This is a genomic window from Bradyrhizobium sp. Leo170, assembly GCF_004296405.1.
Taxonomy (GTDB): domain Bacteria; phylum Pseudomonadota; class Alphaproteobacteria; order Rhizobiales; family Xanthobacteraceae; genus Bradyrhizobium.
In genome coordinates this window covers 1-11,406 of the sequence record NZ_PSRR01000280.1, presented here as the reverse complement: position 1 = coordinate 11,406, position 11,406 = coordinate 1, and the positions used below count along the sequence as shown (strand labels likewise).

The 11,406-nt window shown below is 64.5% G+C and carries 10 protein-coding genes and 1 tRNA gene; 8 read left to right on the top strand and 3 right to left on the bottom strand.

The genetic code is table 11. The features are described from left to right. Positions 1–176 precede the first annotated feature (176 nt). Entirely contained in the window at positions 177–1,868 is a 1,692-nt protein-coding gene (locus CWO89_RS32905; protein ID WP_130582654.1) for an MFS transporter, read from the bottom strand. Positions 1,869–2,104: 236 nt separating this feature from the next. On the opposite strand from CWO89_RS32905, the gene CWO89_RS32900 reads away from it, so the two are divergent. From CWO89_RS32900 to CWO89_RS32880, 5 genes are all read left to right on the top strand, one after another. Next, complete coding sequence (locus tag CWO89_RS32900) at positions 2,105–3,490, top strand: cytochrome P450 (RefSeq protein WP_130582653.1); 1,386 nt, start codon at positions 2,105–2,107, stop codon at positions 3,488–3,490. 46 nt (positions 3,491–3,536) lie between these two features. After that, positions 3,537–4,946, top strand: a complete 1,410-nt coding sequence (locus CWO89_RS32895) for an adenylate/guanylate cyclase domain-containing protein (RefSeq protein ID WP_130582652.1) — start codon at positions 3,537–3,539, stop codon at positions 4,944–4,946. 219 nt (positions 4,947–5,165) lie between these two features. Continuing rightward, positions 5,166–5,669, top strand: a complete 504-nt coding sequence (locus CWO89_RS32890; RefSeq protein WP_130582651.1) for a tellurite resistance TerB family protein — start codon at positions 5,166–5,168, stop codon at positions 5,667–5,669. 228 nt (positions 5,670–5,897) lie between these two features. Continuing rightward, entirely contained in the window at positions 5,898–6,674 is a 777-nt protein-coding gene (locus CWO89_RS32885; RefSeq protein ID WP_130582650.1) for an SDR family NAD(P)-dependent oxidoreductase, read from the top strand. Positions 6,675–6,902: 228 nt separating this feature from the next. Then, positions 6,903–7,706 carry a glutamine amidotransferase gene (locus CWO89_RS32880; RefSeq protein ID WP_130582649.1) on the top strand — a complete coding sequence of 268 codons (804 nt, stop codon included), beginning with the start codon at positions 6,903–6,905 and terminating at the stop codon, positions 7,704–7,706. A gap of 140 nt (positions 7,707–7,846) precedes the next feature. On the opposite strand, the gene CWO89_RS32875 is transcribed toward CWO89_RS32880, so the two are convergent. Continuing rightward, positions 7,847–7,922, bottom strand: a tRNA-Ala gene (locus CWO89_RS32875). 180 nt (positions 7,923–8,102) lie between these two features. Between CWO89_RS32875 and CWO89_RS32870 the strand changes: the two genes are divergently transcribed. The 3 genes from CWO89_RS32870 to CWO89_RS32860 are packed head-to-tail and all read left to right on the top strand — an operon-like array spanning position 8,103 to position 9,633. Further along, on the top strand, positions 8,103–8,393 hold the full coding sequence (locus CWO89_RS32870) for a YggT family protein (RefSeq protein WP_028165194.1): 291 nt from the start codon (positions 8,103–8,105) through the stop codon (positions 8,391–8,393). Positions 8,394–8,417: 24 nt separating this feature from the next. Then, entirely contained in the window at positions 8,418–8,747 is a 330-nt protein-coding gene (locus CWO89_RS32865) for a DUF167 domain-containing protein (protein WP_130582648.1), read from the top strand. Between the two features lies 1 nt (position 8,748). Further along, entirely contained in the window at positions 8,749–9,633 is an 885-nt protein-coding gene (locus CWO89_RS32860) for a bifunctional methylenetetrahydrofolate dehydrogenase/methenyltetrahydrofolate cyclohydrolase (RefSeq protein WP_130582647.1), read from the top strand. 124 nt (positions 9,634–9,757) lie between these two features. On the opposite strand, the gene CWO89_RS32855 is transcribed toward CWO89_RS32860, so the two are convergent. Next, complete coding sequence (locus CWO89_RS32855) at positions 9,758–11,239, bottom strand: M20 family peptidase (RefSeq protein ID WP_130582646.1); 1,482 nt, start codon at positions 11,237–11,239, stop codon at positions 9,758–9,760. Between the last annotated feature and the right edge of the window lie 167 nt (positions 11,240–11,406).

Here is an 11,406-nt window from a genome sequence, read left to right as displayed (position 1 = left end):
TGAATCCCAACAGACCCTAGTTAGAGCGGGATGACTTTTCTTCGAATCGTCATCCCGCTCTAGCTCTTTGTTTGAGCATGATCTTTTTCGGAAAACCGGTCTCCACTTTTCCGGATCATGCTCGAGCGGTCCCGGGTTATGCTGACGCTTCACCCGGGCTACGAGGACCAGGGCAGTCAGGTGCTGCTGCCGGCTGCGGTCGCGACGACGGGCAATACTTCGGTGGCTCCGGGGTCGGGCGTCTCGTCCTTCCAGCGCACCGAGCCGAAAGGACGCTCCAGCATGCGGCGCACCCGTATCGGTTCGGGGCCGAGATGGAAGGCGATCGCCTTCAGATGCAGTTCGCGCTCGGATTGGGTGGCGCGGTTGCGCTGACGCAAGTAGTCGAGCCAGGTCGGGCAGTGATAGCGCTCGGTCCACAATTCGGGATCGGCGATGTCGCGCGCGATCGACCAGCCATAAGCGCCGTTGCGCTGCCGGCTGAGCTGCACCTCCAGCATCACGTTGTGGAAGGCGCGCGCGTTCTCTTGTGCGACGCGGTACTCGATCTCGACCACTAGCGGCCCGCTGCGCGGCGTGAGCAGCATCCGGACCTCGGGATCCGCGAGCATTTCGGTGGCGTCCTCGTTGCGAGCGCCGACCGGCGGCATCCGGAGCCACAGGCCAAGCAGCGGTGACAGCAGCATCAGCCCCGCGGAGACCAGGAGCGCGATCTCGACGCCGGCGACATCGGTAAGGCGGCCCCAGCCCCAGCTTCCGATCGCGATTCCGCCCGCGATTGCAGCCTGGAACGCCGCCAGCGAGCGGCCGGCGACCCAGCGCGGCGCCGAGAGTTGCACGCCGATATTGAACAGCGCGATCGCCATCATCCAGACCGCGCCGGCCAGCACCAGCGCCGCCGCGCTCACCACCGGCAGCTTGCTGATCGCAACCGCGGCGATCGCACCCGCCATCGAGATCGCGCAGACGCGCACCGCCGCCTCGCCGCTCATCCGCTTGCGCACCTCGCCGATATTGAGGGCGCCGAGCACCGCGCCCATCCCGAAGGCGCCGAGCATGATGCCGTAGGTCTGGGCGCCGCCATGCAACAGGTCGCGCGCCACCAGCGGCATCAGCGCGGAGACCGAGCCGCCGATGATGCCGGTGACCAGCGTGCGCGTCAGCACGATCTTGATCGACGGCGAATGGTTGATGTAGCGCATGCCCGAGACGATGGCGCGGTTGAGCCGCTCGCGCGGCAGCCGCGACGGCTCGCTGACGCGGTCCCAGAGGAACAGCACGATCAGGAGCGGCAGATAGAACAGGGCGTTGAGCGCAAAGGCGGCCACCGCGCCCGCGGCTGCGACCACGATGCCGCCGATCGCCGGCCCGAAGCTGCGGGCGATGTTGTAGCTGATGCCGTTCAGCGCCACCGCGGCGGGCAGCGTTTCGGGCGGTACCTGTTCGTTGACCGAGGACTGCCAGGCCGGACCGAACAGCGCCATGCCGCTGCCGACGATGAAACAGAGCGCGAGCAGGATATTCGGGGTCACCAGGTCGAGCCACGCCAGCGCGGTCAGAACCGTGGCGCCGGCCAGCGCGATCAGAAGCGACACCATCGCCACGACCCGGCGGTCGTGCATGTCGGCAATGGCGCCGGCCGGCATCGAGATCAGCATGACCGGCAGCATCAGGGCGGTCTGCACCAGCGCCACCTTGTCGGCCGCAGATGTCATCTGCGTCATCGCCCAGGCGGCGCCGACGCCCTGGATCAGGATCCCGAGGTTGGAGAGCAGGCTCGCCAGCCAGATGCGCCGGAACACTGAATGCCGAAGCGGCCCCAAGATGCCGTCGGAGGCAGGGCTCGGGCGTCGCGGCGATGCTGTCATGGTGGTTCCGTGGTCCTCTGTTGGCTGCCTGATTCCGGCAGCCGAGTGATGCCCGTCAAACGCCCGTATTGTCCAGTCGTCATGCTGTCATTTCCATTCCGCAAAAACCCGGCTCGGGAGCGAGGAGCGGGCGGCGAGGTAACAAATGCGCGTGTTCGGCGAACTCTCCCCAAAGACGGCTTCATCACCCCCGGATGGAGAGCGTAGACTGGGTGGATCGAGACTGGAGCAGCACCATGAGCATAGCCGAAGTCTACGACCTGCCGGTTGCGCGGAAGCGGCTGGTGCCGCCCTGTCCCCCGCGCGCGCCGGACGACTTGTCCGCCTTCAGGCGCATGACCCTGATCAGCCGCAGCCCGATCGAAAGCTGGAGCCAGCGCGCCTATGAGGAGGAGATCGTCCGCGGCCGCTTCTTCGGCCGCAGCAGCTTCATCCTCAACACGCCGGATGCGATCAGGCATGTGCTGGTCGACAATTACGAGAATTATACGCGCACGCCGACCGCCTTCCGGGTGTTGCGCCCGATGCTCGGCGAAGGTCTCCTGATCGCCGAAGGCCGCGCCTGGAAACACCAGCGCCGCACGCTCGCGCCGGCCTTCACGCCGCGCGCGATCACGACGCTGGTGCCGCACATGGTCGCCGTGACCGACGAGACCATCGGAAAGCTCAAGGCCGCCAGCCATGGTCCGGTGGACCTTCGCGAGACGATGCAGCGGATGACGCTCGAGATCGCGGGCCGCACCATGTTTTCGTTCGGCATGGACCGCCATGGCGGCACCTTGCGCGATTTCGTCATGGAGTATGGCGAGCGGCTGGCGCGGCCACGCTTCCTCGATATGCTGCTGCCATTGAGCTGGCCGAGCCCGCAGGATTTTGCGCGCGCCCGCTTTCGCAAGCGCTGGACCGGCTTTGTCGCCATGCTGATGGCGGAGCGCCGCGCCGCCGGCAAGACAAGCGATGCGCCGCCGTGCGATCTGTTCGACCTCATGGTTGCGGCGCGCGACCCCGAGACCGGGCAGGCCTTCACCGACGCGCAGCTCGGCGACGAGATCGCGACCATGATCCTTGCCGGCCATGAGACGACGGCAACTGCGCTGTTCTGGGCGCTCTATCTGCTTTCGCTCGATCCGGCGACGCAGGAGGATCTCGCCGCCGAGGTGAAGGCGGTCGCCGCAGGCGGTGGGCTCGAGATCGAGCGGCTGAAGTTCACCCGCGCCGTCATCGAGGAGACCATGCGGCTCTATCCGCCGGCCTTCCTGATCGCGCGCGCCGCGGCGGGGGCGGATACGATCGCCGACATGCCCGTGAAAAAGCACGACGTGGTGCTAATCGCGCCGTGGCTGCTGCACCGGCATGAGAAGCTCTGGCACGATCCGGCGGCGTTCGTGCCGTCGCGCTTCATGGCCGGCACGCCGCCCGATCGCTTTGCCTATCTGCCGTTCGGCGTCGGTGCACGGGTCTGCATCGGCGCGCATTTCGCAATGGTCGAGGCGACGCTGGCGCTGGCGAAACTGATCGGCGCGTTCCGTGTCTCGCTGGTCGACCGGCAGCCGGTGATGCCGGTCGGGGTCGTGACGACCCAGCCCGACCGCTCGCCGATGTTTACGATCAAGCCGAGATAATCAGACCTTGCGTTCCGGCGCGGGTCATCTCATCTAAGGTTCCGCCATGAGCGATACGCAGGCCCAGTTCGCAGTGTTGAAACAAACGGCCGATCCGGCCGTCGTTGACGAAATCGCGCGGCTGATTGCCGATGGCCATGACCGCGATCTCAACCGCATCAACCTATTGGACTTCGCCGGGCGTACCGGGCTCGACGAGGAAAAGGTCATTTCCGGTTTCCTCCACTCGTCACGGCTCGGCCTGTTCGACATGAGCTGGAACGTGCTGTGTCCTGGCTGCGGCGGGGTGCTCGATGCGCACTCGACGCTGAAATCGCTGCGTCACGACGATTATAATTGCGCGCTCTGCGCCGCCGGCTACGAGGCTTCGGTCGACGAAATGGTCGAGGTCGCCTTCACCGTCAGCCCACGAGTCCGCCGCATCGGCGCGCATGATCCCAACACGCTGCCGATCTGGGAATATGTGCGGCAGATGTTCTGGAGTTCGGGTGTCGACATCAACGACGAATCGTTTTCGCGCCTGATCAACGAAGCGACGCTCGAGGCGCTCGAACTGCCGGCCGGCGAGAAGGCGATCCTGTCGCTGAACTTGCCCAACCAGTACGTCATCGTGTTCGAGCCGGTGACGCATTCGGCCCACTTCATTGACATTCAGGGCGAGCCGACCACCGATCGCCAGCAGCTTTCAATCGTCTACAACAAGCTGAAGGCACCGACAGGCACGACGGTGCTGCGACCAGGGCCATTGCGACTTTCGCTGGAAAATCAGGCCGGCGTCCGCGTGCTGCCATCGGTCTGGATTGCCGGCGACGCGCTGCACAAGATGCTGGGCAGGCGCAAGCCGATCCTCACTGCGAAGCGGATGCTGAGCAACCAGACCTTCCGTGACGTCTTCAAGGCTGACAATCTCAACGTCGACCAGCGATTGAAGATCACCTCGCTGACTTTTTTGTTCACGGATCTCAAGGGCTCGACCGCGCTTTATGAGCGGGTCGGCGACCTCGCCGCTTTCGATCTCGTGCGTGCGCATTTCCATGCGCTGCTCGATATCATCGCTTCCGAGCACGGCGCGGTGGTGAAGACCATTGGCGATGCCGTGATGGCGACCTTCATCAAGCCTGAACATGCGCTCGCCGCCGGCCTGCGCATGCGCGCGGCGATGAAGCGGCTCAACGACGAGCGCGGCAAGGAGGACCTGATCGTCAAGATCGGAATTCACGAAGGCCCGTGCCTCGCAGTGATGCTCAACGAGCGCCAGGATTATTTCGGCCAGACCGTCAACATCGCCGCACGTGTGCAGAGCCTGTCGACTCAGCAGGAAATTCATATCACTGCGCCGGTGATCGATTCGCCGGAAGTGCTCTCCATTCTGAAGAACGCGGAGATCCGGCCGATCCAGAAGGAAGCGGCGCTACGCGGGATCGCTGACAAGATGGTCGTGTACGAGATACCCTGAGCGGCCGACTTCAACCGTCATTGCGAGCAAAGCGAAGCAATCCATGCCTCCGCAAGTGGTGAGATGGATTGCTTCGCTCCGCTCGCAATGACGGCGAACTTGGCCTTACCGGCGCCCAGATTGCCTAAACGTAATGCAGGCCGCAGAACCGGCGCGATTGCGCGGGTCAGGTTTCCACGCCATATAGGTCCAATCCACTGTCAATCGATAGAGGCGTTGATGCTTGACGGACTTCGCCAATTCATTGCCGATATTGTGTCGCCCGATGCACAAGCGGATCGGGCGTTTGATGACAATGATTATCGTCTTGCCGCCACTGCGCTGCTCGTCCACGTCGTCTCGATCGACGGCGAGCCGAGCGCGAACGAGAAGCGCAAACTGCACAGCCTGATCGAAAGCCGCTTTGGACTCGATCGCGGCACCGCGGACAAATTGATCGCTTCCGCAACGCGGATCGAAGGCGAGGCGGTCGATCTCTATCATTTCACGAGCGTCATCATGCGGCAGGTCAACGAAGAGGGCCGCCTGCGCATCGTCGAGATGATGTGGGAACTGGTTTATGCCGACGGCCAGGTCAGCGAGTTCGAGGACAACGTGGTGTGGCGCGCGGCGGATCTCCTGGGTGTTTCCTCGCGCGATCGCATCGATCTGAAGCGCCGCGTAGCCGAAAAGCAAGCGAGCGTGCCCCGAGGTCCCTGGGGCGTTGCCGACGCGGCAATCTGACACGGCGTTCGCGGGCTGTTCGCTTCAGCGTGCAGATGACGAAACTTTAATGTGCATCGCGCAAACCGGCCGGTTGCGCGATAAGCCCCAAAAATGATGCATTCCGATCGCGAACGCGGCCGGCGCTGCATGCGGATATGCCCGCGGGTGGCTTGCGCCCGACCACAAGCCTATGCTCTCGTCCGGCCGTTCGTAACGGGCCCTGTGATTCATTAAGAGCATTCGATCGTGACCGAGTGTGTGACGCTGATTACCGGTGCATCGGCGGGTATAGGCGCCGAGCTGGCGCGAGTTTTCGCATCCAACGGTCATCGTGTGGCGTTGGTGGCGCGCCGCACCGATCGCCTCACGGCGCTCGCCAGTGAAATCGCCGCCAAGGGCGGCGCGGCGGCGATCGTGATTCCCTGCGACCTCGAGCAGTCAGATGCCGGCGACAAGATCGCCACCGCGCTGGCCGAGGCCGGCGTCGAGGTCGAATATGTCGTCAACAATGCTGGCTTCGGCGTGTTCGGCTACGCGAACAAGCGCGACCGGGCCGACCAGCTCAACATCATCAACGTCAACATCCGCGCGCTGACCGATCTGTCGCTGCGATTTGCCGATTCGCTGATCCGCCATCGCGGCGGCATCCTCAATGTCGGTTCGATCGCGGGCTTCCTGCCGGGGCCGGGCATGGCGGTCTATTACGCTTCCAAGGCCTATGTGCTGTCGTTCACGGAGGCGCTACGCAAGGAGCTCGAGCCGCACGGCGTCCGTGTCACCCTGGTCTGTCCGGGGCCGGTGCCGACGGAATTCCAGGCCCGCGCCGGGTTCGCGCCGGGATTTGACTCCGCGATCCTCAACGTCTCGGCGGCGGAGGTCGCGCGACAGGCCTATGGCGGCTTGATGGCGAACAAGCGCGCGGTGCTTCCCGGCCTCATCAAGTTCGTGCCGCTCCTGCTCCGATTTTTCCCACGCTCCTTCATCCTGACGGCAGTCGGCGGTTTCCAGTTGCGCCGGCGCTGACGCAGACCGAGGGCGCCAGATTCTTGTTTGGACGCGTTTTCTTCGCAGATAAGTCTACGCAATCTGCGTAAACTTGATTGCTATGCGAACCGGTGTCCACTTCGCTCGAAAACGCTCCAATCTGGCCCGCGATTTGCTTTCAAATTTTCGATGAGTTGGCGTGAACTCACCCGAAATTAAGAATCGCTTAGGTATGCTGCCAGCTTTGCTGCATGCCGCTTGAGGTCGATGTCGTCACGGTCTGAAAAAGCCAATGTCGTGCTGCCTTTCCCCGGTGGAAGGCGCGCGGCCGTCACCCCAACCGGACCTGCCTCCCTGCTGCCGGTCCTGATCGTCCTGCACCAGGAGGCTTCCAAGCCCGGCCGCGTCGGCAACGCCTTGTGCGCGCTCGGCCATCCCCTGGATATCCGCCGCCCGCGGTTTGGCGATGCGCTTCCCGAGACGCTTGACGAGCACGCGGGCGCCATCATCTTCGGCGGCCCGATGAGCGCCAATGATGGCGACGATTTTGTGCGGCGGGAGATCGACTGGATCGAGATTCCGCTGCGCGAGCAACGGCCGTTTCTCGGCATCTGCTTGGGGGCCCAGATGCTCGCCAAGCAGCTCGGCGCGAGCGTCGCGCCGCATCCGGAAGGCCGCGCCGAGATCGGCTATTATCCGATCCGCCCGACCGAAGCAGGCCGCGCGCTTTGCCCCTATTGGCCGCAGCAGGTCTACCACTGGCACCGCGAGGGATTCGAACTGCCTGACGGCGCCGAGCTTCTCGCCGAGGGCGGCGACTTTCCGGTGCAGGCGTTCAGGTACGGACACGCCTTCGGCTTCCAGTTCCATCCTGACGTCACCTACGCGATGATGCATTGCTGGACCACGCGCGGCGGCGACCGCCTGGATTCGCCCGGCGCGCGCCCACGCCATCAGCATTTTGCCGACCGCGCCGTCTATGACGCGGTCGAGCGGGCGTGGCTGAAGCATTTCATGAATGACTGGCTTGCGCGCGTGCCGATGGAGGTGATGTCGGAGGCGGCGGAGTAGGGGGTGCGCGAACGGCGCCGGCTGGCAGGTTAGTTCGTGGACAAAAAAGCCCGTCTTCGCCCGTTGGGCTTCGCCGGACACCACGCTTCGCCCCTCGGGCTCTGCGCGGCTGCGCCACGCGTAGCCCGAAGGGCGAAGCGTGGTGGAGCCAGGCGGGATCGAACCGCCGACCTCATCATTGCGAACGATGCGCTCTCCCAGCTGAGCTATGGCCCCGTCCAGACCGGTCCGTGCTGAGCAATGCGGCCGGCAATCGGCGCCATTTACCGTCCGGCCCAAGCCCAAGTCAAGAACAGTAAACGCCCGGTTTTTGGCCACCTTGGTCCGGAAGTTCCCTTGTTTGTACAGGGGCGAACCGATATTTAGCTCACTGTCCCACCCGCGAGCCCCCACCACATGCGCGCCATTCTCGACATCGTCATCATTGTCCTTGACCTCTATGTCTGGCTCCTGATCGCCGCTGCCATCCTGTCGTGGCTGGTCGCGTTCAATGTCGTGAACACGCGTAACCAGTTCGTATCCGCGGTGGCCGAGTTCCTGTACCGGATCACGGAACCGGTGCTGGCGCCGATCCGGAAGATCATGCCGAATCTGGGCGGGCTCGATATCTCGCCGATCATCGTGATCCTGCTCATCATGTTCATCGAGCGGGTGATCATGTACTACGTCTATCCCAACGTGATCTGAGCGCCTTCGGCCGGTGAGCGACCCTTGGCACAGCTCCCTTGGCGCTATTCCACCGATGGCATCAGCGTCGCACTGCGCGTGACGCCTCGCGGCGGCCGCGACGACATCGATGGCATCGAGACGCTGTCCGACGGCCGCAGCGTGGTGAAGGTCCGGGTCCGCGCCATTGCCGACGGCGGCGAGGCCAATCGGGCGGTGACGGAACTGCTCGCCAAGGCGCTGGCCGTGCCCAAGGGACGGGTGAAGATCCTCTCGGGCGCCACGTCGCGGCTCAAACAGGTGGCGATCGAGGGCGATCCGCGACAGCTCGGCGAGACCTTGCGTCAACTGACCGCATTCAACGCGAAGGACTGAGATGACGGCTCACATCATCGACGGAAAAGCCATTGCAGCCGACCTCCGCGCACGCGTCGCGGAAGAGGTTGCCCGCGTCAAGCGCGAGCAGGGGCTGGTGCCGGGGCTGGCGGTGGTCCTGGTCGGCAATGATCCCGCGAGCGAGGTCTATGTCCGCAGCAAGCACACGCAGACGCAGGCTGCCGGCATGGCTTCGTTCGAGCACAAGCTGCCGGCCGACGTCGCGCAGGCCGATCTGCTCGCGCTGATCGGCAAGCTCAACCGCGACCCGGCGGTGCACGGCATCCTGGTGCAACTGCCGCTGCCGAAATCGATTCACACCGAAACCATCATCAATGCCATCGATCCGGCCAAGGACGTCGATGGCCTGCATCCGAACAATGCCGGGCGGCTCGCCGGCGGCTTTGCCGCGCTGTCGCCCTGCACGCCGCTCGGCTGCATCATCCTGACCAAGAGCGTGCATGCCTCGCTCGAAGGCATGAATGCGCTCGTGATCGGGCGCTCCAATCTGGTCGGGCGTCCGCTGGTGCAGTTGCTCCTGAACGAGAATGCGACGGTGACGATCGCGCATTCGCGCTCGCGCGACCTGCCGAAGCTCGCTGCCGGCGCCGACCTGCTCTATGCGGCGGTCGGCAGGCCCGAGATGGTGCGCGGCGACTGGATCAAGCCGGGCGCGACCGTGATCGATGTCGGCATCAACCGCATTCCGGTAGAGGGCGGCAAGCCGCGGCTGGTCGGCGACGTCGCCTATCAGGAGGCGCTCAAGGTCGCCGGCGCGATCACGCCGGTGCCGGGCGGTGTCGGGCAGATGACGGTGGCGTGCCTTTTGGTGAACACGCTCCGCGCCGCTTGCGCCATCGCCAAACTGCCGGCGCCGGGGGTTTAGGCAAACGCCGTCATTCCGGGGCGTCCGAAGGACGAGCCCGGAATCCATTTCTCCTCCGGCGCATGCGGCTCGATGGATTCCGGGCTCGATGCTTCGCATCGCCCCGGAATGACGGCTGGGATGCTTATCCCGCGCTGTTCTCGATGAATCGCTGATAGAACCGGATCATGTCGGCATAGCCCTCGATGCTGAGGCGTTCGTTGGTGCCGTGGAAGCGCTTCAGGTCCTCGCTGTTGGCGCGTACCGGGGAGAAGCGGAAGATGTTGTCGGTGATCCCGGCATAGTGCCGCGAATCGGTCGCGGCGATCATCAGGCCGGGCGCGACGATGACGTCAGGATAAATCTCGCGGATGGTGCGGTTGAGCGTCTGGTAGGACGCGCCGGCCGTGCCGGTCACCGGCGGCGGATCGGTGTTGCCGGGGAACGGCTTGATCGAGATGCGATCGTTGCCGATGGTGGAACGGACATGATCGGTCACGCTCGCCTGGGTGTCGCCGGGAAGCAGGCGGAAATTGACGGTCGCCTCGGCGCGGCCGGGCAGCACATTGTCCTTGTCGCCGGCATTGAAGATGGTGAGCGCGGTAGTGGTGCGGACCATCGCTTCCGTCGGTCCGGTCTTCGCGAATTCGCGCAGGAGCAGCGGCTTGAACAGCCAGAGATTCGACAGGATCACGCGGTTGACGCCGTTCATCTCGGGCGCCAGCGTGTCGAACATCTCCGACACCGTGGCGCGGATCTGCATCGGCAGGCGGTGATCCTCGAGCCTTGTGAGCGCCGCGCTCATCATGCCAATCGCGGTCTCGCGCGGCGGCATCGAGGAGTGGCCGGGCGTCGCCTGCGCCGACAGCACCAGCGTGGCATAGCCTTTTTCCGCGACGCCGATCAGGGCAGCCGGCTTGGCAAGCCCTTTCATAATGCCGTCGGTGATGAGCAGGCCCTCGTCGAGCACGAAGTCGAGCTTGATCCCGCGCAAGGCGAGCGTCGCGGCGATCGCCTTGGCGCCGCGCGTGCCCGCGACCTCCTCATCATGGCCAAAGGCGAAATAGATCGTCCGCTTCGGCTGAAAGCCGGCGTTTGCGAGCGCCTCCGCAGCCTCCAGCATCGAATAGAGGTTGCCCTTGTCGTCCCAGGAGCCGCGGCCCCAGATGAAGCCGTCGGCGATCACGCCGTCATAAGGCGGCTGCTGCCAGTCCTTGTCGGTGCCGGGAGCGACCGGCACCACGTCCTGATGCGCGAGCAGGGCGATCGGCTGTGCCCGCGGATCGCTGCCTTCCCAGGTGTAGAGCAGGCTCAGACCGGCGATGACCTCGCGCTTGGCGGCGGCATGAAACGCCGGGAAGCTTTTCTCGATATGCGCCTGCATGCCGCGCAGCGCCTGGGCATGCTGTTCGGGCTTTTCGAAGCTCGAGATGGTCTTGAAGCGGATCGCCTCGGCCAGCCGGGTGGCGGCGGCTTCCGCATCAATGGCTTCGCGCGGGATGGCAGCGACCTGGAGCTGCCGCGAGCCGCGACTGAACACATTGAAGGCGAGCACACCGGCAAGGACGAGAGCCGCTGCAACCAGGAGCAGCAGGGCCTTGCCGATGATCTTGATGAGCCGGCGCAATCCGTTCCCCCTCGACACTCCCATGCCCCGGAGGCGCCGCACTGCGCGTACGGGACGCGGCTAGAGCATATCCGGTCCTGATTGAATCAGAATCGAAGCTCTAGATTGTCGTTTTTTGACGCGTTTTCTTCACGCGAACCGGTATCCACTTCGCTCGAAAACGCTCT

Coding starts and splice junctions, on each gene's coding strand:
- CWO89_RS32860 (WP_130582647.1), top strand. CDS start 8,749: ATGACGGCTCACATCATCGACGGAAAAGCCATTGCAGCCGACCTCCGC.
- CWO89_RS32890 (WP_130582651.1), top strand. CDS start 5,166: ATGCTTGACGGACTTCGCCAATTCATTGCCGATATTGTGTCGCCCGAT.
- CWO89_RS32900 (WP_130582653.1), top strand. CDS start 2,105: ATGAGCATAGCCGAAGTCTACGACCTGCCGGTTGCGCGGAAGCGGCTG.
- CWO89_RS32895 (WP_130582652.1), top strand. CDS start 3,537: ATGAGCGATACGCAGGCCCAGTTCGCAGTGTTGAAACAAACGGCCGAT.
- CWO89_RS32905 (WP_130582654.1), bottom strand. CDS start 1,868: ATGACAGCATCGCCGCGACGCCCGAGCCCTGCCTCCGACGGCATCTTG.
- CWO89_RS32870 (WP_028165194.1), top strand. CDS start 8,103: ATGCGCGCCATTCTCGACATCGTCATCATTGTCCTTGACCTCTATGTC.
- CWO89_RS32880 (WP_130582649.1), top strand. CDS start 6,903: ATGTCGTCACGGTCTGAAAAAGCCAATGTCGTGCTGCCTTTCCCCGGT.